An 18,873-nucleotide genomic window follows, 5' to 3' on the forward strand; every position below is an offset into this window, starting at 1 on the left:
GGCTACCCGCGCTTCCGACTCGTTCCTCGCTGCTCGCTTCTACTCACTTCTCGGAGCGCGGGCCTGGGCCCGCGTTCCGCTTACAGCTTGCTCGCGACGATCTGGCTGGCCAGGTTCGCGATGGCGGGTTCCATCAGGTCGGTCAGCGGCTTCGGCCACAGGCCGAGCACCAGCACGCCGGCCGCGAACACACCCAGCACCAGCGCTTCGCGCGGGTTGATGTCTTCCAACTCGGCGACATGGGCGTTGCCGACGTCGCCCCAGATCACCCGCTTGACCAGCCACAAGGTGTAGCCGGCGCCGACGATCAGGGTGGTGGCCGCGCCGAACGCGATCAGCGGGTGCTGCTGGAAGCTGGCCACGATCACCATGAACTCGCCGACGAAACCCGAGGTGCCCGGCAGGCCGGAGTTGGCCATAGCGAACAACACCACGAACGCGGCGAACCACGGCATCACGTTGGCGACGCCGCCGTAGTCTTTGATCATGCGGCTGTGCATGCGGTCGTAGAGCACGCCGACGCAAGTGAACATCGCGCCCGACACGAAGCCGTGGCTGATCATCTGCACCATCGCGCCCTGCAGGCCCAGGCGCGCGGCATCGGTACCGTGCGCATCGCCGTTGTGGACCAGGGCGAAGGCGATGAACGTGCCCAGGGTGACGAAGCCCATGTGCGAAACCGACGAGTACGCGATCAGCTTCTTCATGTCGTCCTGGACCAGGGCGACCATGCCGACGTAGATGATCGCGATCAGGCTCAGCGCGATCACCAGCCAGGCCCACTCGTGGCCGGCGTCCGGCACGATCGGCAGGACGAAACGCAGGAAACCGTAGCCGCCGATCTTCAGCATGATCGCGGCCAGGATCACCGAACCGGCGGTCGGCGCCTCGACGTGCGCGTCCGGCAACCAGGTGTGGACCGGGAACATCGGCACCTTGACCGCGAAGGCGATCAGGAAGCCGAAGAAGATCCACATCTGCTCGGCCGCGTTGAGCTGCAGCGCGTACATGTCCGACAACTGCCAGCTGCCGCCCTTCAGGTACAGGTAGATCAACCCGACCAGCATGAACACCGAGCCGAGGAAGGTGTACAGGAAGAACTTCACCGACGCGTAGACGCGGCGCGGGCCGCCCCAGACGCCGATGATGATGAACATCGGGATCAGCATGCCCTCGAAGAACACGTAGAACAGCATCGCGTCCAGGGCCGAGAACACGCCGACCATCAGGCCTTCGAGGATCAGGAAGGCGGCGTAATACTGGCTGACGCGCTTGTCGATCGAGGTCCAGGCGCTGATCAGCACCAGGGTCGAGGTCAAGGTGGTCAGCGCGATCAGCGCCGCCGAGATGCCGTCCGCGCCGAGGTGGTAGCGGATGTCGTAGGTCGGGATCCAGGCGTGGTCTTCGACCAACTGCATCGCCGCGCTGCCGAAATCGGCATGGGTGAACATCATCACGCTCAGGCCGAGGGTGACGATAGCCACCACCAGGGCGAACCAACGCGCGGCGTTGGCGCGCTCGTTGCCGAACGCGAGGGTGGCGAAACCGCCGAGGATCGGCAGCCAGATCAGAATGCTAAGCAAGGGCACGGGGCTCACGTCGGGTGTCCTTGTCGGATTAGTGCCAGAACCGGATGACGACGGCGAGCAATGCAATCAGGCCGAGGATCATCGCGAAGGCGTAGTGGTAGAGATAACCGGATTGGACGCGGCGGGTCAGGTTGGCGACGAAGCCGACCAGGCTCGCACCGCCGTTGACGACGGCGCCGTCGATCAGCTTGCTGTCGACCGCGCGCGAGGCCTTGCCGATGCCCACGCCGCCGGCGGCGAAGCCGTCGATCCACAGATTGTCCATGCCGTACTTGTTCTCCAGGATGCGCACCGGCAGCGCGAACAGCTTGCGCGCCTTGGCCGGCAGCTCCGGCTTCCACCAGTACATGACCGTGGCCAGGGCGAAGCCCGAGAACGCGAGCCAGAACGCCGGCGCCTGGAAGCCGTGCAGCGCGAACGCCACCGGGCCGTGCCAGGCCTCCTCGCCGACCATCGCGATGGTGTCGCGGGCGGCGTCGAGGTCGATCGCACCGAGGAAGAACGGCAGCTGCTTGACCTTGTAGTCCAGCCAATCGGTGCCGAACAGCATCGGGCCGGCGGTGAAGAAGCCGATCAGCACCGACGGGATCGCCAGCAGGATCAGCGGCACGGTGACCACCCACGGCGATTCGTGCGGCTCGTGCGGGCCATGATGACCGTGGTCGTCGTGCGCATCGTCGTGCTTGCCGTGGCCATGATCGTCATGGGCGTGCGCCGCATGGTCGTCGTGGTGCCCGTGCTCGGCATGTGCGTCGCGGAAACGCTCCTTGCCGTGGAAGGTCATGTACAGCAGGCGGAAGCTGTAGAACGCGGTCACGAAGGCGCCGAGCAGCACCGCCCAATAGGCGTACTGGGCGACCCAGTTGGCGTGCTCGCCGTGCGCGGCATGGTGCGCCGCTTCGATGATGGTGTCCTTCGAGTAGAAACCGGCGAAGAACGGCGTGCCGACCAGGGCCAGCGTGCCGAGCAGACTGGTCCAGTAGGTGATCGGCATGTACTTGCGCAGGCCGCCCATCTTGCGCATGTCCTGCTCGTGGTGCATGCCGATGATGACCGAGCCGGCGGCGAGGAACAGCAGCGCCTTGAAGAAGGCGTGGGTCATCAGGTGATAGACCGCCGCCGAGTACGCCGACACGCCGAGCGCGACGGTCATGTAGCCCAGCTGCGACAGGGTCGAGTACGCGACCACGCGCTTGATGTCGTTCTGGACGATGCCGATCAGGCCGGTCCAGAACGCGGTGGTGGCGCCGATGAAGAGGACGAAGTTCAGCGCCGTCTGCGACAGCTCGAACAGCGGCGACATGCGCGCGACCATGAAGATGCCGGCGGTGACCATCGTCGCGGCGTGGATCAGCGCCGAGATCGGGGTCGGGCCTTCCATCGAGTCGGGCAGCCACACGTGCAGCGGCACTTGCGCCGATTTGCCCATCGCGCCGATGAACAGACAGATGCAGATCACCGTCGGCAGCGACCAGACGATCGGGTGCTCGCCGCCCCACACCTGGATGGTGCGGTCGGCCAGGGTCGGCGCGTTGGCGAACACGGTGCCGTAGTCGAGCGAACCCAGCGCCCACATCACCGCGCAGATGCCGAGCAGGAAGCCGAAGTCGCCGACGCGGTTGACCAGGAACGCCTTCATGTTGGCGAACACTGCGGTCGGCTTCTTGAACCAGAAACCGATCAGCAGGTAGGACACCAGGCCCACCGCTTCCCAGCCGAAGAACAGCTGCAGGAAGTTGTTGCTCATGACCAGCATGAGCATCGAGAAGGTGAACAGCGAGATGTAACTGAAGAAGCGCTGGTAACCCGGGTCGTCGGCCATGTAGCCGATGGTGTAGACGTGGACCAGCAGCGAGACGAAGGTGACCACCACCATCATCATCGCGGTCAGCTTGTCGATCATGAAGCCGACGTGGGCCTCATAACCGCCGACCTGGAACCAGGTGTAGACGTTCTCGTTGAACGGCGAGGCGCCCTGCCCGGCCAGCTGCCAGAGCACATACACCGACATCGCGCAGCTCGCGGCGACGCCGAGGATGGTGATCGTGTGCGAGCCGGCGCGGCCGACCTTGCGTCCGAACAGGCCGGCGATGATCGAGCCGAGCAACGGCGCGAGCACGATCGCCAGCAGGATGGACTTGGAGATTGCGGGTTCCATGCCGGATCAGCCTTTCATCGTGTCGATTTCAGCGACGTTGATCGTGCGCCGGTTGCGGAACAGCGTGACCAGGATCGCCAGGCCGATGGCGGCCTCGGCGGCGGCGACGGTCAGGATGAAGAACACGAACACCTGACCGGCCGGATCGGCCAGCTGACGCGAGAATGCGACGAAGTTGATGTTGACCGCGAGCAGCATCAGCTCGATCGACATCAGCAACACGATCACGTTCTTGCGGTTGAGGAAGATGCCGGCGACGCTGATGCAGAACAGCACCGCGCCGAGGGCGAGATAGTGGCCCAGCGCGAGGCCCGACCCAAAGAATTCGCTCACGGCTTGGCCTCCTGCGCGGCGGGTTCGGCGGGCGCCGGCGCCACCGGTTTGACCGCATCCATCTTGATGAGGCGGACGCGGTCGCTGGCTCGGACGCGGGCCTGGGCGCTCGGGTTCTGGTGCTTGGCGCCCGGGCGGCGGCGCAGGGTCAGCATGACCGCGGCGATCACCGCCACCGTCAGGATCACCGCGGCGATCTCGAACGGCAGCAGGAAGTCGGTGAACAGCGCGTGCGCCAGCCACTTGGTGTTGGAGGCGCCGGCGGCGTCCGCGGTCAGCGGCGTGGCCAGGTTGGCCTTGACACCGATCAGGGTCAGCATCTCGACCAGCATCACCACCGCGACCAGCAGGCCGAACGGCAGATAGCGCACGTAGCCTTCGCGCAGCGGCGCCACGTCGATGTCGAGCATCATCACCACGAACAGGAACAGCACCATCACCGCGCCGACGTAGACCAGGATCAGGGCCACGCCGAGGAATTCGGCGCCGGCGATGATCCACACGCAGGCCACCGAGAAGAAGGTCAGCACCAGGCTGAGCGCGGCGTGGACCGGGTTTTTCAGGCTGATCACGGCCACCGCCGACAGCGTGGCCGCGGCGGCGAAGACGAAGAAAGCGATCTGGGCGAGATCCATATCGTGTGTACTCAGCGGAAGGCGGCGTCGGCAGCGCGGCGCTCGGCGATCTCGGTTTCGAGACGGTCGCCGATGGCCAGCAGCTGCTGCTTGTTGACGATGTTCTGTCCGCGTTGGTCGAAGTGATACTCGTGGATGTGGGTTTCCACGATCGAGTCGACCGGGCAGGACTCTTCGCAGAAGCCGCAGAAGATGCACTTGAACAGATCGATGTCGTAGCGCGTGGTGCGGCGGGTGCCGTCGGCGCGCTTTTCCGAGTCGATCGTGATCGCCAGCGCCGGGCACACCGCCTCGCACAGCTTGCAGGCGATGCAGCGCTCTTCGCCGTTGGGATAACGGCGCAGCGCGTGCACGCCGCGGAAGCGCGGCGATTGCGGGGTCTTCTCCATCGGGTACATCAGCGTGTACTTGGGCTTGAACAGGTACTTGAGCGTCAGCCCAAGGCCCTGTGCGAGCTCGATCAGGAGCAGGCTCTTGAAATAGGAAACGATGCGGTTCATTAGGATGCCTGTCTCACTGTCCCGGCTGGAAGACGCCGTAGTACGCCATCACCGCGACCACGCAGATCCAGGCGATGGTCAAGGGAATGAAGACCTTCCAGCCCAGACGCATGATCTGGTCGTAGCGATAGCGCGGGAACGAAGCGCGGAACCAGATGAAGCAGCTGGCGAAGAAGAACACCTTGACCAGCAGCCACCACCAGCCGTCGACCGACAGCAGCGGAATGCCCAGGCCCTGGAACGGGCTGAGCCAGCCGCCGAGGAAGAACAGCGAGGTCAGGAAGCTGATCAGGATCATGTTGGCGTATTCGGCCAGGAAGAACAGCGCGAAGGCCGACCCCGAATACTCCACCATGTGACCGGCGACGATTTCCGACTCGCCTTCGACCACGTCGAACGGCGCGCGGTTGGTCTCGGCCACGCCGGAGATGAAATAGACCACGAACAGCGGCAGCATCGGCAGCGCGAACCATTCCAGCGCGCCGGCGTTGCCGGACTGCGCCATCACGATGTCGGTGAGGTTCAGGCTGCCGGCGCCGACCATCACGCCGACCATGGCGAAGCCCATGGCGATTTCGTACGAGACCACCTGGGCCGCGGCGCGCATCGCGCCGAGGAAGGCGTACTTCGAGTTCGATGCCCAACCGGCCAGGATGATGCCGTACACGCCGAGCGAGGTCATCGCCAGCAAATACAACAGACCGGCATTGGCGTTGGACAACACCAGCTTGGTGTCGAACGGCACCACCGCCCAGGCCGCGAACGCCGGCGCCAGGGTCAGCAGCGGCGCGAGCTTGTACAGGAAGGACTCGGCCTTGGTCGGCTGGATCACTTCCTTGAACAGCAGCTTGAACACGTCGGCGAAGGCCTGGAGGATGCCCATGCCGACGTACATCGGACCGCGGCGCACGTGCATCCAGCCGATCAGCTTGCGTTCCCAGACCACGTAGAAGGCGACGGTGATGATCACCGGCATCGCGATCAGCAGGATCTTGAGCACGATCCAGGCGACCGTGCCGGCCATGCCGAACGACTCCAGCCATGCGTGGAAGGGATCGACCACTTGGGCGATTGCGGTGGCAGTGTTCATCGCACTCATGCCCTCACCACGTTGACGCGGGCGGCGCCGAGGGGCGCGGTGGCGCCATGCCCGCTTTCGATCCAGACCGTACCCGGCGCGACCTTGTCGCTGATCGCGACCGGCAGCGTGGCGGTACCGGCGCCGGCGCTGAACTTGCCCACCGTGCCGTCGGAGAAGCCGAGCGCGGCGGCATCGCTGGAATGCAGCACCGCACGCGGCTCGAGATTGAGCGGATGCGATTGCAGCGCGGGCGCGCGGCGCACGGTGGCGTCGCTGCGGTAGATCGCGGTGGAGACCGCGACCTCCATGCCCTCGCCCGCCGCCGTCGGCGCACGGCCGGCGGCCGGCTTGACGTCGCGGCCTTGCAGACCGGCGCGCAGGCCGTCGAGATCGGTGAACTCGAAGCCCTTGGCCGCCAGTTCTCCGCCGAGCGCGCGCAGCACGCGCCAGCCCGGACGCGCTTCGCCCGGCAGCTTGCCGCCGGAGACCGCGCGTTGCTCGATGCCGTCGAGATTGGTCAAAGTGGCGTCGACTTCAGGCAGCAGACCGATCGGCAGGATCACGTCGGCGACGGATTTGGTCGAACGGCAGGCGTAATGGCTGAAGGCCACGACCTGGGCCGCGCCGAGCGCGCGCAGCGCACTGGCGGTGTCGGCGAAATCCAGACCCGGCTCGATGCCGTAGAGAATGTAGGCGCCGCGCGCTTCGTCGAGCATGCCGCGCGCATCGCGGGCACTCGGCAACACGCCCTGGCGAGCCAGGCCGACCGCGTTCGCGCCCTGCGGAATACGGCACAGACGCGCGCCGGTGGCGTCGGCGCAAGCCTTCGCGGCGGCGCGGATGGCGGCGGCGTAGGGACCGTTCTCGGCCAGCGCGCCGACGATGACCGCCGCATGCGTGGCGTTCTTGGCGGCTTCGCGCAGCGCCTCGTCGCCGAGCGCGGCGGCGAGCTGCGACGGCGCGACGATGCGCTTGCCGGCGACGTCGAAGGTGAAATCGAAGTCGATCGGATTGACCACGTGCACCTTGGCGCCGCGGTTGAAGGCCTTGCGCACGCGCTGATGCACCAGCGGCAGTTCGTGGCGCAGGTTGCTGCCGACGATCACCACCAGGTCGGCCTTGTCGATCTCGGCGACCGGCATGGCGAAGGTTTCGGCCACGGCGGCGTCGGACAGGTCGTGCTGGGAGATGCGGTGATCGAGGTTGCCGGTGCCCAGGGCCTCGGCCAGGCGAGCCAGCAACGCGCCCTCTTCGTTCGAGGTCGCCGGGTGCGCGAGCACGCCGAGGTTGTCGCCGCCGTTGTCGCCCAGGATCTTCGCGGCGCGGGCCATGGCCTCGTCCCACGAGGCCTCGCGCCACTCGCCGCCGTCCTTGACCATCGGGCGCTGAGCGCGGTCTTCCGCGTACAGGCCCTGGTGCGAATAACGGTCGCGGTCCGACAGCCAGCACTCGTTGACCGCTTCGTTATCGCGCGGCACGGTGCGCAGCACGTCGCCGCGGCGCACGTGCAGGAACAGGTTGCTGCCGAGCGCGTCGTGGTAGCCGAGCGACTCGCGCGCGGTCAGTTCCCACGGGCGCGCCTTGAACTGGAACACCTTGTTGGTCAGCGCACCGACCGGGCACACGTCGATGACGTTGCCCGACAGCTCGGTGGTCAAGGGCTTGCCGTCGAACGTGCCGATCTGCAGGTTCTCGCCGCGGTACATGCCGCCGAGCTCGTAGGTACCGGCGATCTCGGCGGTGAAGCGGACGCAGCGCGTGCACTGGATGCAGCGCGTCATCTCGGTGGCGACCAGCGGGCCGATGTCCTCGTCGGGCACCACGCGCTTGCGCTCGGAGAAGCGGCTGACCGAACGGCCGTAGCCCATCGACAGGTCTTGCAGTTCGCACTCGCCGCCCTGATCGCAGATCGGGCAGTCGAGCGGATGATTGACGAGCAGGAACTCCATCACGTTGCGCTGCGACTTCAACGCCTTCTCGCTGCGCGTGACGACCTTCATGCCGTCCATGACCGGCGTGGCGCAGGCCGGCGCCGGCTTGGGCATCTTTTCGACTTCGACCAGGCACATGCGGCAGTTCGCCGCGATCGCCAGCTTGTCGTGGTAGCAGAAACGCGGGATCGCGATGCCGGCCTTGTCGGCGGCCTGGATGATCATCGAACCCTTCGGCGCGGCCATCTCGACGCCGTCGATGAAGACGGTGACGTGGTCCGGCGGCAGATTGGGATTTACCGGTTGAGCGCTCACAGCGAGCTCCCCATCAAAGCGACGAACGAGCCCCTTGAGTCAAGGGGCGCATTGTTCGGACGCATTGCGTTCGAACAATGGGGGTTGTGGTAGTGCGCCGCGCTCATGCCGCCATCTCCACGTTGCCGGCGGCCTGATCGTCGACCAGGAAACGCTTGTTGACGATCGCGTACTCGAACTCGCTCCAGAAGTGGTACAGGAAGCCCTGCACCGGCCACGCGGCGGCTTCGCCGAACGCGCAGATGGTGTGGCCTTCGATCTGGCCCGCGGCGGCGCGCAGCATCTGCAGATCGTCCAGGGTCGCCTGCTTCTCGACGATACGGGTCAGCATGCGGTACATCCAGCCGGTGCCTTCGCGGCACGGCGTGCACTGGCCGCAGCTTTCCTTGAAATAGAACCGGGCGATGCGCTGGCAGGCGCGAACCATGCAGGCGGTCTCGTCCATCACGATCACCGCGCCCGAGCCGAGGCCGGAACCGGCCTTCTGCAGCGAGTCGTAGTCCATCGTGCAGGCCATCATCGCCTCGGCCGGCAGCACCTTCATCGAGGAACCGCCCGGAATCACGGCCTTGAGCTTGCGGCCGTCGCGCACGCCGCCGGCGAGCTCGAGCAGGTCGGCGAACGAGGTGCCCAGGCGGATCTCGTAGTTGCCCGGCTTATTGACGTGGCCGGACACCGAGAAGATCTTCGGGCCGCCGTTGTTGGGCTTGCCGAGGTTGAGGAACCACTCGGCGCCATTGCGCAGGATCGCCGGCACCGAAGCGTAGGTCTCGGTGTTGTTGATCGTGGTCGGCTTGCCGTACAGGCCGAAATTGGCCGGGAACGGCGGCTTGTAGCGCGGCTGGCCCTTCTTGCCTTCCAGCGATTCCATCAGCGCGGTTTCTTCGCCGCAGATGTAGGCGCCGGCGCCGAGCGCGCCGTAGATGTCGATGTCCACGCCGCTGCCGAGCACGTTCTTGCCCAGCCAGCCGTGTTCGTAGGCTTCCTTCAGCGCCTGCTCGAAATGCTCGAACGGCTCGTGATGGAATTCGCCGCGCAGGTAGTTGTAGGCGACGGTCGAACCGGTCGCGTAGCAGGCGATCGCCATGCCCTCGACCACCGCATGCGGGTTGAAGCGCAGGATGTCGCGGTCTTTGGCGGTGCCCGGCTCGGATTCGTCCGAGTTGCACAGGATGTATTTCTGGGTGCCGCTGCCCTTGGGCATGAAGCTCCATTTCAGGCCGGTCGGAAAGCCCGCGCCGCCGCGGCCGCGCAGGCCCGAGGCCTTGACCATGTCGACGATCTGCGCCGGGTCGGTCTTCTCGCTGAGGATCTTGCGCAACGCGCTGTAACCGCCGGTCTTGAGATAGTTCTCGTACGACCAGGGGGTTTCGTAATGCAGCGTCGTGTAGACGACCTGGTGCTCCTGCGGAGCCGGGCCGACCGGGCCGTAGCCCTTGGAATAATCGTGGTGATCGTGATGCGCCATCGGGGCCGACCTCACTTCAAACCGTCGAGCAGCGCGTCGACCTGGGTCGCATCGAGCTTCTCGTGGTAATGACCATTGACGACGACCACCGGCGCGCCGCAGCACGCGGCCAGGCACTCTTCCTCGCGCTTGAGGAAGACGCGGCCGTCGGCGGTGGATTCGCCGAGCTTGCAGCCGAGCTTTTTCTCGGCGTGCCGGACCAGGTCCTCGGCGCCGTTGAGCCAGCAGCTGATGTTGGTGCAGAAGGCGACGTTGTTGCGACCGACTTTCTCGGTCTCGAACATCGAATAGAAGCTGGCGACCTCGTAGGCCCACACCGGCGGCAAGCTCAGGTACTTGGCGACCGCGGCGATCAGTTCGTCGGTCAACCAACCGCCGTTTTGCTCCTGCGCCGCATGCAGACCCTGCAGCACCGCCGAGCGCTTACGGTCCGGCGGAAACTTGCTCAGCCAGTGATCGATGTGCGCACGCGTCTTGTCCGATAGCGCGAGCATCGGATCGACGTGCTGGGTGGCTTCGAAATTGCCTGTCGCTTTCATAAGGGTAAAGCCGGGAATCGGGAATGGGGAATCGAGAGTCGGGAAAAGCGGAACAGCGAGAAAGCGGAGCGGGCGAATCGCAGAAGCTCGGCGCAAAACCGCGCGGCCTCAGCTTTGTCGACTCCCCATTCGCGATTCCCGATTCCCGCCTTCACCGATCGATCTCGCCGAACACGATGTCGTAGGTGCCGATCATCGCCACCACGTCGGCGAGCATGTGGCCCTTGACGACCTCGTCCATCGACGACAGGTGGGCGAAGCCCGGCGCGCGCAGCTTGACCCGGAACGGCTTGTTGGCGCCGTCGGAGACCAGGTAGCAGCCGAACTCGCCCTTGGGCGCCTCGACTGCGGCATAGGTCTCGCCGGCCGGCACGCAATAGCCTTCGGAGAACAGCTTGAAGTGATGGATCAGGGCTTCCATGTCGTCCTTCATCTCCTCGCGCTTGGGCGGGGCGACCTTGAAGTTGTCGACGATCACGGGGCCGGGATTGGCGCGCAGCCACTTCACGCACTGCTTGATGATGCGGGTGGACTCGCGCATTTCCGCGACGCGCACCAGGTAACGGTCGTAGCAGTCGCCGTTGACGCCGACCGGGATGTCGAAATCGACCTCGGCGTACTTGGCATAGGGCTGCTTCTTGCGCAGGTCCCAGGCGATACCGGAGCCGCGGATCATCGGACCGGTCATGCCCCAGGCCAGGGCCTGCTCCGGCGAGATCACGCCCACGCCGACGGTGCGCTGTTTCCAGATGCGGTTATCGGTCAGCAGCGTCTCGTACTCGTCGACGCGCTTGGGGAAATCGTCGGTGAACGCATCCAGGTAGTCGAGCATCGAGCCTTCGCGCCACTCGTTGAAGCGCTTGAGGCTGCTGCCCTTCTTCCACGGCGATTCCTTGTACTTCGGCATCCGCTCGGGCAGATCGCGATAGACGCCGCCGGGACGGTAGTAGGCGGCATGCATGCGCGCGCCGCTGACCGCCTCGTAGCAGTCCATGAGCTCTTCGCGCTCGCGGAAGGCGTACAGGAACACCGCCATCGCGCCCAGGTCGAGCGCGTTGGAACCGACCCACATCAGGTGGTTCAGGATGCGGGTGATTTCGTCGAACATGGTGCGGATGTACTGCGCGCGTTCCGGCGCCTCGATCCCCATCAGGGTTTCGATCGCGCGCACGTAGGCGTGCTCGTTGCACATCATCGACACGTAATCCAGGCGATCCATGTAGCCGATCGACTGGTTGAAAGGCTTGGACTCGGCCAGCTTCTCGGTGCCGCGGTGCAGCAGGCCGATATGCGGATCGGCGCGCTGCACGACTTCGCCGTCCATTTCCAGGATCAGGCGCAGCACGCCGTGCGCGGCCGGATGCTGGGGGCCGAAGTTGAGCGTGTAGTTGCGGATCTCGGCGTTGTTGAGGCCCGAGGTGCCGCTGTTGACGAACGGCATCGTGGTGGCGGGGTTGGACATCACTTCACCTCGCCGCGCTGGGCGGCTTCGCCGACGGCGGTCTGGTAGCGCGCGTCATCGCGGATCACGCGCGGCACGCCGACGCGCGGCTCGATCGAGACCGGCTCGTAGACCACGCGCTTCTTCTCGGCGTCGTAACGCACTTCGACGTTGCCGATCAGCGGGAAGTCCTTGCGGAACGGATGGCCGACGAAACCGTAGTCGGTCAGGATGCGGCGCAGGTCCGGATGGCCTTCGAAGATGATGCCGTACAGGTCGAAGGCTTCTCGTTCGAACCAATTAGTGCCGGGCCAAATGGCGCTCAGAGAAGCGACCACAGGTAAGTCGTCGTTCGCAGCGAAGGTCTTCAGCCGCAGACGCAGATTGTGCTGGCACGACAGCAGATGGGCGACCGCGGCGAAGCGGCGCTCCGGCGTCGAGGCGTCGCCGTTGGGCGACTCGCCCCAACGGAACCGGCCGGCGCTCTTGCCTTCGACGCCGCGCGAGAAACCTTCCGAGGACACGTCGGTGTCCCACTCGTCGCCGCCGTAGCTGAGGTAGTCGACGCCGCTGACGTCGACGCATTGCTCGAAACCGAACTCGTCGCGCAAGGCGCGCGCCGCGGCCAGCCAGGCGGCCGGGGAGACTTCGAGGGTCAGCTCGCCGCGCGGTTCGGCCACGACGACCAGAGCGTCGGCGAAGCGTTCGCGCAGACGCTCGGCAAGGTTCGCAGTGCTCATTCGCGGACGCCCTGCTTGTGATCGCCGAAGTTGGTGCCGCGGCGGATCTTGCGCTGCAACTGCAGGATGCCGTAGACCAGCGCTTCGGCGGTCGGCGGGCAGCCGGGCACGTAGACGTCGACCGGCACCACGCGGTCGCAACCGCGCACGACCGCATAGGAATAGTGGTAGTAGCCGCCGCCGTTGGCGCAGCTGCCCATCGAGATCACCCACTTCGGGTCGGGCATCTGGTCGTAGACCTTGCGCAACGCCGGGGCCATCTTGTTGACCAGGGTGCCGGCGACGATCATCACGTCGGACTGGCGCGGCGACGGGCGGAACACCACGCCGTAGCGGTCCAGGTCCAGGCGCGAGGCGCCGGCGTGCATCATCTCGACCGCACAGCAGGCCAGACCGAAGGTCATCGGCCACATCGAGCCGGTGCGCGCCCAGTTCCAGAGCGTGTCCAGATTGGTGGTGACGAAACCCTGCTGGAGCAGCGGGTTTTCGCCTTCCGGGCGCAGGATGTCGTCGAGGCGGCCTTCCGGGATCGGGTTGTGCATCAAGCCCGAAACCTTGTCGCCAACGGTTTGGATCACTCCCATTCGAGCGCTCCCTTCTTCCAGACGTAAACGAAGCCGAGCAGGAGCATGCTGGCGAAAATGCCCATCTCGATCAGGCCGATCGGTCCGAGGTCTCGGAACACCGTGGCCCAAGGCACGATGAAGATGATTTCCAGGTCGAAGATGATGAACTGGATGGCGATCAGGTAGTAGCGCACGTCGAATTGCATGCGCGCGTCTTCGAAGGCTTCGAAGCCGCATTCGTACGGAGACAGTTTCTCCGCAGTCGGGCGCTTGGGCCCGAGCGTATTGCCTACTACCAACAGGGCGACGCCAATGACGCTGGCGACGATCAGGAACAACAGAGTCGGCAGGTATTCGGCCAGCACGCGGTGTTCTCTCGGCTACTTGTTCGGCTACATGGGCGCGTTTCCGCGACCTTGGCTTGGCGCCCGGGCGCCCAGTCGTTGGGACGGCGGGTCGCGGCCCGCCGTGCGTGCCGCACCTGCGTACCGTGGTGCGAGTTGCGAATTGCTTGGAGCTAGGAGTGTGAAGCTAGGAATGGAATGGTGCCCAAAGGGGGACTCGAACCCCCACGACCTAAGTCGCTACCACCTCAAGGTAGTGCGTCTACCAATTCCGCCATCTGGGCACTGTATCCAACCAAGCCATCCTGGCTTCGACTTCACAAAGGTCTTGCGAAGTCGCCTGGTCATCGCTGACCTGCCCCGCCATCCGAGCGGGGCGCTGGAACTCTATTTTAACCTGTTTATCTCAGCCGCCAGTAGTCGGCTGCTTTGCCGGGGCTGCCTGCTCGGCCGGAACCTGCGCCGGAGCAGCGGCCGGTGCCGCCGGAACCTGGGTCGCGGGTGCCGGAGCCGTCGCCGGAGCGGACTGGCTTGCCGGAGCCTGCGGCACGCTGGTGGCCGGAGCCGCCGGGGTGCTGGCGGCCGGAGCAGCGGTCGCCGACGGGGCCGGAGCCGCCGCCTGCGGGACGTTGCCCATCAGACCGACACTGGGCTTGTCCGGGGTGACCGCGGTGCGACTCGCCTGCCAGGCCATGAAGAGGCTGATCACGAAAAACGCGATCGCCAGCCACTTGGTGGCCTTGGACAGGAAGTTCGACGAACCGCGGGCACCGAACACGGTCGCCGAGGCACCGCCGCCGAAGCCCGAGCCCGCCTGCGCACCCGCGCCGCGTTGCATCAGGATCAGCGCGATCATGGCGATCGCGATCAACACATAGATGACGTTGAGGAACAACAGCATCGTTAAGGATTCTTCGATTCGGACTGCTTGTTACGACCGTGCCGGGCCCGCGAGGTTCATCGGGCCCGCTCGATCAGGGTGCCGCCGCGAGTGCGATGGCGTTGAAGTCCGCTGCGACCAGGGAGGCGCCGCCGACCAGGCCGCCATCGACGTCCGGCTGGGAAAACAGCGCGGCGGCGTTGTCGGCTTTCACGCTTCCGCCGTAAAGGATCGGAAGCGAGCCAGCGATTGTAGCATCGTGTGAAGCGATTTCGCTACGAATGAATGCGTGGACTTCCTGGGCCTGCTCGGGTGTCGCGGTCTTGCCGGTGCCGATGGCCCAGACCGGTTCGTAGGCGAGGATCGCGCCTTCCAGCGCGGCCACGCCGAGCAGCTCGAAGATCGGGGCCAATTGCTCCTGCAGGCGCCACTGGGTCTGGCCGTCTTCGCGTTCGGCCAGGGTCTCGCCGATGCACAGGACCGGCACCAGGCCGGCGGCCTTGGCGGCGGCGAACTTGCGCGCAACCAGCTCGCTGCTTTCGGCGTGGTACTGGCGGCGCTCGGAGTGGCCGACCAGGCCGTAGCCGGCGCCGACGTCCTTGAGCATCGCGGCGGAGACTTCGCCGGTGTAGGCGCCCTTCTCGTTGCTGCTCACGTCCTGGGCGCCGAAGCTCAGGCCGCGCTCGCCGTAGTGCTCGATCAGCTCGCCCAGGTACGGCAGCGGCGGTAGGATCAGGCGTTCGACGCCGGACGGCGGCGTTTGCGCTGCGACTTCGTCGAGCAAGGCGAAAGCGAACTCGCGGCTGCCGTGCAGCTTCCAGTTTCCGGCGACGATTCTGCGGCGCATGGCGACTCCCTTGATGCTGAGGCGCGCAGTTTACATTCAACGACCAGGAGTGAGTGGAGAGCAATGAGGAGTGAGCCAAAGCGGCCCCACACTCTCGTTTCCGGCGCGCCCGCCCTTACTTAGCCAGGCACCACCCCACTCACTGCTCACTTTTCTTTACTCACTTTCCTTCCGCCCCGCATGAGCCCCACGCCCACGCCCTCGCCCACCCTGCACAGCTTCGCCCCGATCGAGGCACCGGACGCGAAGGTGCTGGTGCTCGGCAGCATGCCCGGCGTCGCCTCGCTGACCGCCGGGCGCTATTACGCCCATCCGCAGAACCGCTTCTGGCCGATCATGGGCGCGGCGGTCGGCGCCGGTCCCGAACTGGCGTACGAACAGCGGCTGCAGCGCCTGCGCACCGCAGGCATCGCGCTGTGGGACGTGCTTGCCGCATGCGAACGCGAGGGCAGCCTGGACTCGGCGATCCGCGACGAAACCGCGGTCGCCAACGATTTTCCCGGCTTCCTCGCCCGTCATCGACAGGTGCGCACCCTGCTGTTCAACGGCGCCAAGGCCGAGCATGCGTTCCGCCGCTTCGTCCTCAAGCCGCTGGCCCGCCCGGACCTGATCCTGCGCCGGCTGCCCTCGACCAGCCCCGCCAACGCCTCGCAGCGCAATGAGACGAAGTGGTCGGCTTGGCTCGAGGCCCTGCGCGAAGCCGGCGTCGCCGTAGCCGACTGATTCCCGGGCTCGTGCCTGGACTGATTCCCGGGCTGAACCCCTGGCCGATCGGCGCCCTCGCCGGCCGATCCGGCCGCGAAACCCGCCTGGCGGCCATCCGTGACCGCTCGGCGGCGCCCTCGGGATCGCGGTACGGTGATTCACGTCTGCAACATCCGCGGCCCCGGCCCGAACCGGGCCCGAGTCAGTGAAACCCGCGCCGCTACGGGCTTTCAGCCTGACGAAAGCGACCCCGTCCCTGCCCGTCCGAGCCCCCGGCCGGCGACTTTTTTCCGAGCGCCCCTGTCCTGCGCTCCAGGGCACCGCCGTTTGTTGGGGTTAACCGCCCAGCAGGGCCCACCACCATCACTCGATCGCTTGCGGCCCTCCGGGCGCCGCGAGAAGCGGAGCTTTTCGTCCGCACCCACAGGAAGTCGCTGCGCCGTCGTCGTGATCGACACCAGCAGCGCCGAAACGCCGTTCGCGCCGTCTGGGTCGGAGCGCGAGCGGTCACACAGGGACCGACCCGTTCATCCCTCAGGGAAGCGCTACCACAAGGAGCTCCACCATGAAGATCCATCGCCACCGCTCCACCCTGCAGCTCGCCGCGTTCAGCGCGCTCGTGCTGCTCTCGTCCACCGCCTCGGCCATCGCCGGCGAGACCGTGATCCGCACGCCGCAGGGCGACATCGCCGCGATCGACGCGCCGAAGTCGCAGCAACTCATTGCGAAGGCCACCCACGCCCATCCGTTCGCGACCGAACGCCAGCGTGCGGCAGCCAAACCCATGGTCTGGACCGACCGCGGCGACGACGCAGCGCCGCAGGCCGCGGCCCTGACCGACAAACTCGTGCGTGCCGCCGGCAGCGCCCCGGGCGGCAGCGCGCCGGCCTTCGGCAACTACCTGGCCCGCAGCCACTTCCGCGCCAACTGGGACAAGCTCGACGCGCTCGATGCGCGCCAGGGCGCCGCAGCGGACGCCTCGATCTCCTCGGAGAAAGACGGCGCCCACTACCCGTACACGCGCTTCCTCGGCAACTACTACACCAGCCAGTGGAAGGCCTCGCCGTGGAACAAGATCGGCAAGCTGTATTTCACCAAGCCCAATGGCAGCTCGTCGTATTGCACCGCCAACGTCGCCAGCGGCAACTCGGTGCTGGTGACGGCCGCGCATTGTGTGTATTCGTTCGGCCAGGGTTGGAACTCGAACTTCGTGTTCGTGCCGGCCGAGCGCTACGGCGTGGCGCCGTATGGTCAGTTCGGCTGGAGCACCGCGCGCGTGCCGACCAACTGGATCAGCTCGGGTACCCGCCGCTGGGACGTGGCCGTGATCAAGCTGACCGGTGAGCAGACCAGCGGCCTGCCGGTGACCAGCTACGTCGGTTGGCTCGGCCGCGCCTGGAACCAGCCCTATTCGCTGTACACCTACTCGCACGGCTACGCGAGCAACCTGAGCACGCAGTACACCAACATCTGCGCCGGCCAGACCTACGACTCGCCGACCGAAGGCACCAACGTCCTGGTCCAGGGTTGCGACATGACCTACGGCGCCAGCGGCGGCGGTTGGCTGATCAACTACACGCCGAACTCGAGCAGCGGCAACCACGTCAACAGCGTGGTCAGCGGCCCGCACATCGGCGCCTTCGGCACCGCCTGGGTCGGTGCGCGCTTCAACGACGACAACATCGTCCCGCTGTGCACGGCGATCGGTTGCTGAAGCCGGGATTCGGGAATGGGGATTCGGGATTCGTTCGCGACCCCGGAACCCTGGCCAGGGATTGGCCGAGGCTGTAAAGAAAAAGCCGGCGCGAGCCGGCTTTTTCCTTTGCGGGTAACACGCCTATCGCGCGCTTACTTCAGCTTGATCTCGCGCAGGCGCTCTTCGAGGTAGCCCTGGGCGGTGATCGGCTCGGGGTAGCGGCTCGGGTTGTCCGGGGTGATCGTCGAGGGCAGCACGTCGATCAGGAAATCCGGATTCGGATGCAGGAAGAACGGCGTCGAGTAACGCGGCTGGCGCGCCTTCTCGCCCGGCGGGTTGACCACGCGATGAGTGGTCGAGGGGTATACGTGGTTGGTCAGGCGCTGCAGCATGTCGCCGATGTTGACCACGATGGTGTCGGCGTCGGCGGTGAAGGGCACCCACTCGCCCTTGCGCGACTTCACTTCCAGGCCGGCCGAGCTCGCGCCGACCAGCAGGGTGATCAGGTTGATGTCCTCGTGGGCGCCGGCGCGCACGTTCGGGATGTCGTCGGTGGTGATCGGCGGGTAGTGGATCGGGCGCAGGATCGAGTTGCCCGAATCGGTCTTGTCGGCGAAATACTGCTCCGGCAGGCCGATGTGCAGGGCCAGCGCGCTGAGCACGCGCGAACCGAGGCGGTCGAGCGACTGGTACAGGCCATAGGCCTGTTCGCGGAAATCGGGGATCTCCTCCGGCCACAGGTTCGGCGGCATCTCGGCGGCGTACTTGGAGTCGCGCGGGATCTCGCGGCCGACGTGCCAGAACTCCTTGAGGTCGAAATGCTTGGAATCCTTGGCGGTCTCCACGCCGAACGGGGTGTAGCCGCGGGCGCCGCCGCCGCCGGCGACGTGATACTTGCGCTTGACCTCTTCGGGCAAGGCGAAAAAGCGCTTGAACACGTCGTAGGAGCGGTCGATCTGCTGGTCCGAGATGTCGTGACCGCGAATGCCGGCGAAGCCCCATTCGCGATAAGCCGCACCGAGCTCGGCGACGAAGGCGTCGCGATCAGTATCGAAGCGGCGGATGTCCAGGGTGGGAATCTGACTCACGTTGACGTTCCTGTTGA

18 protein-coding genes and 1 tRNA gene are annotated in these 18,873 nt (G+C 66.0%); 2 read left to right on the forward strand and 17 right to left on the reverse strand.

Annotation, left to right across the window (positions count from 1 at the left end):
• Nucleotides 1–80: 80 nt before the first annotated feature.
• From ACKN61_RS14160 to tpiA, 16 genes are all read right to left on the reverse strand, one after another.
• On the reverse strand, nt 81–1,598 hold the full coding sequence (locus ACKN61_RS14160; RefSeq protein WP_408950081.1) for an NADH-quinone oxidoreductase subunit M: 1,518 nt from the start codon (nt 1,596–1,598) through the stop codon (nt 81–83).
• Between the two features lie 19 nt (nt 1,599–1,617).
• Nucleotides 1,618–3,747, reverse strand: a complete 2,130-nt coding sequence (nuoL, locus tag ACKN61_RS14165) for an NADH-quinone oxidoreductase subunit L (protein WP_408950082.1) — start codon at nt 3,745–3,747, stop codon at nt 1,618–1,620.
• A 6-nt stretch (nt 3,748–3,753) separates the two neighbouring features.
• Nucleotides 3,754–4,080 (reverse strand): NADH-quinone oxidoreductase subunit NuoK, encoded by a 327-nt coding sequence (gene nuoK / locus ACKN61_RS14170; RefSeq protein ID WP_031370871.1) that lies wholly within the window; start codon nt 4,078–4,080, stop codon nt 3,754–3,756.
• Nucleotides 4,077–4,715 carry an NADH-quinone oxidoreductase subunit J gene (locus ACKN61_RS14175; protein WP_408950083.1) on the reverse strand — a complete coding sequence of 213 codons (639 nt, stop codon included), beginning with the start codon at nt 4,713–4,715 and terminating at the stop codon, nt 4,077–4,079. The genes nuoK and ACKN61_RS14175 overlap by 4 nt, the downstream gene beginning before the upstream one ends.
• An 11-nt stretch (nt 4,716–4,726) precedes the next feature.
• Nucleotides 4,727–5,215, reverse strand: a complete 489-nt coding sequence (gene nuoI, locus ACKN61_RS14180; RefSeq protein ID WP_031370873.1) for an NADH-quinone oxidoreductase subunit NuoI — start codon at nt 5,213–5,215, stop codon at nt 4,727–4,729.
• Nucleotides 5,216–5,228: 13 nt separating this feature from the next.
• Nucleotides 5,229–6,305: an NADH-quinone oxidoreductase subunit NuoH gene (nuoH, locus tag ACKN61_RS14185; protein ID WP_031370874.1), complete on the reverse strand. Its 1,077-nt coding sequence runs from the start codon at nt 6,303–6,305 to the stop codon at nt 5,229–5,231.
• 5 nt (nt 6,306–6,310) lie between these two features.
• Complete coding sequence (gene nuoG / locus ACKN61_RS14190) at nt 6,311–8,542, reverse strand: NADH-quinone oxidoreductase subunit NuoG (RefSeq protein ID WP_408950084.1); 2,232 nt, start codon at nt 8,540–8,542, stop codon at nt 6,311–6,313.
• Between the two features lie 103 nt (nt 8,543–8,645).
• Nucleotides 8,646–10,010 (reverse strand): NADH-quinone oxidoreductase subunit NuoF, encoded by a 1,365-nt coding sequence (nuoF, locus tag ACKN61_RS14195; RefSeq protein ID WP_408950085.1) that lies wholly within the window; start codon nt 10,008–10,010, stop codon nt 8,646–8,648.
• Between the two features lie 11 nt (nt 10,011–10,021).
• Nucleotides 10,022–10,549 carry an NADH-quinone oxidoreductase subunit NuoE gene (nuoE, locus tag ACKN61_RS14200; RefSeq protein ID WP_223620085.1) on the reverse strand — a complete coding sequence of 176 codons (528 nt, stop codon included), beginning with the start codon at nt 10,547–10,549 and terminating at the stop codon, nt 10,022–10,024.
• A gap of 151 nt (nt 10,550–10,700) precedes the next feature.
• The gene (locus ACKN61_RS14205) at nt 10,701–11,990 is read right to left on the reverse strand and encodes an NADH-quinone oxidoreductase subunit D (RefSeq protein ID WP_031370878.1); all 1,290 of its coding nucleotides are present in this window, start codon (nt 11,988–11,990) and stop codon (nt 10,701–10,703) included.
• Nucleotides 11,991–12,010: 20 nt separating this feature from the next.
• Nucleotides 12,011–12,730, reverse strand: coding sequence for an NADH-quinone oxidoreductase subunit C (locus ACKN61_RS14210; protein ID WP_223620084.1), 720 nt, complete (start codon nt 12,728–12,730; stop codon nt 12,011–12,013).
• The gene (locus ACKN61_RS14215) at nt 12,727–13,314 is read right to left on the reverse strand and encodes an NADH-quinone oxidoreductase subunit B family protein (RefSeq protein ID WP_031370880.1); all 588 of its coding nucleotides are present in this window, start codon (nt 13,312–13,314) and stop codon (nt 12,727–12,729) included. Before ACKN61_RS14215 ends, ACKN61_RS14210 begins: the two co-directional genes overlap by 4 nt.
• On the reverse strand, nt 13,305–13,661 hold the full coding sequence (locus ACKN61_RS14220) for an NADH-quinone oxidoreductase subunit A (RefSeq protein ID WP_031370881.1): 357 nt from the start codon (nt 13,659–13,661) through the stop codon (nt 13,305–13,307). The genes ACKN61_RS14215 and ACKN61_RS14220 overlap by 10 nt, the downstream gene beginning before the upstream one ends.
• Before the next feature lie 178 nt (nt 13,662–13,839).
• Nucleotides 13,840–13,924, reverse strand: a tRNA-Leu gene (locus ACKN61_RS14225).
• Nucleotides 13,925–14,046: 122 nt separating this feature from the next.
• On the reverse strand, nt 14,047–14,541 hold the full coding sequence (gene secG / locus ACKN61_RS14230; protein ID WP_408950086.1) for a preprotein translocase subunit SecG: 495 nt from the start codon (nt 14,539–14,541) through the stop codon (nt 14,047–14,049).
• Nucleotides 14,542–14,614: 73 nt separating this feature from the next.
• On the reverse strand, nt 14,615–15,367 hold the full coding sequence (gene tpiA, locus ACKN61_RS14235; RefSeq protein WP_223620082.1) for a triose-phosphate isomerase: 753 nt from the start codon (nt 15,365–15,367) through the stop codon (nt 14,615–14,617).
• Nucleotides 15,368–15,547: 180 nt separating this feature from the next.
• Between tpiA and ACKN61_RS14240 the strand changes: the two genes are divergently transcribed.
• Entirely contained in the window at nt 15,548–16,090 is a 543-nt protein-coding gene (locus tag ACKN61_RS14240; RefSeq protein WP_408950087.1) for a DNA-deoxyinosine glycosylase, read from the forward strand.
• A gap of 547 nt (nt 16,091–16,637) precedes the next feature.
• Nucleotides 16,638–17,786 carry a trypsin-like serine peptidase gene (locus ACKN61_RS14245; protein ID WP_408950088.1) on the forward strand — a complete coding sequence of 383 codons (1,149 nt, stop codon included), beginning with the start codon at nt 16,638–16,640 and terminating at the stop codon, nt 17,784–17,786.
• 134 nt (nt 17,787–17,920) lie between these two features.
• Here the strand turns inward: ACKN61_RS14245 and ACKN61_RS14250 are convergent, their stop codons facing one another.
• Nucleotides 17,921–18,856, reverse strand: a complete 936-nt coding sequence (locus ACKN61_RS14250) for an isopenicillin N synthase family oxygenase (protein ID WP_031370886.1) — start codon at nt 18,854–18,856, stop codon at nt 17,921–17,923.
• Between the last annotated feature and the right edge of the window lie 17 nt (nt 18,857–18,873).

It is taken from the genome of Lysobacter sp. Hz25, assembly GCF_046097045.1.
GTDB lineage: Bacteria > Pseudomonadota > Gammaproteobacteria > Xanthomonadales > Xanthomonadaceae > Lysobacter > Lysobacter antibioticus_B.

Excerpts from the sequence above, each read along its gene's own strand:
- nuoL (WP_408950082.1), bottom strand. The coding sequence starts at position 3,747 with ATGGAACCCGCAATCTCCAAGTCCATCCTGCTGGCGATCGTGCTCGCG.
- ACKN61_RS14175 (WP_408950083.1), bottom strand. The coding sequence starts at position 4,715 with ATGGATCTCGCCCAGATCGCTTTCTTCGTCTTCGCCGCCGCGGCCACG.
- nuoI (WP_031370873.1), bottom strand. The coding sequence starts at position 5,215 with ATGAACCGCATCGTTTCCTATTTCAAGAGCCTGCTCCTGATCGAGCTC.
- nuoH (WP_031370874.1), bottom strand. The coding sequence starts at position 6,305 with ATGAACACTGCCACCGCAATCGCCCAAGTGGTCGATCCCTTCCACGCA.
- nuoF (WP_408950085.1), bottom strand. The coding sequence starts at position 10,010 with ATGGCGCATCACGATCACCACGATTATTCCAAGGGCTACGGCCCGGTC.
- nuoE (WP_223620085.1), bottom strand. The coding sequence starts at position 10,549 with ATGAAAGCGACAGGCAATTTCGAAGCCACCCAGCACGTCGATCCGATG.
- ACKN61_RS14205 (WP_031370878.1), bottom strand. The coding sequence starts at position 11,990 with ATGCCGTTCGTCAACAGCGGCACCTCGGGCCTCAACAACGCCGAGATC.
- ACKN61_RS14210 (WP_223620084.1), bottom strand. The coding sequence starts at position 12,730 with ATGAGCACTGCGAACCTTGCCGAGCGTCTGCGCGAACGCTTCGCCGAC.
- ACKN61_RS14215 (WP_031370880.1), bottom strand. The coding sequence starts at position 13,314 with ATGGGAGTGATCCAAACCGTTGGCGACAAGGTTTCGGGCTTGATGCAC.
- secG (WP_408950086.1), bottom strand. The coding sequence starts at position 14,541 with ATGCTGTTGTTCCTCAACGTCATCTATGTGTTGATCGCGATCGCCATG.
- tpiA (WP_223620082.1), bottom strand. The coding sequence starts at position 15,367 with ATGCGCCGCAGAATCGTCGCCGGAAACTGGAAGCTGCACGGCAGCCGC.
- ACKN61_RS14240 (WP_408950087.1), top strand. The coding sequence starts at position 15,548 with ATGAGCCCCACGCCCACGCCCTCGCCCACCCTGCACAGCTTCGCCCCG.
- ACKN61_RS14245 (WP_408950088.1), top strand. The coding sequence starts at position 16,638 with ATGAAGATCCATCGCCACCGCTCCACCCTGCAGCTCGCCGCGTTCAGC.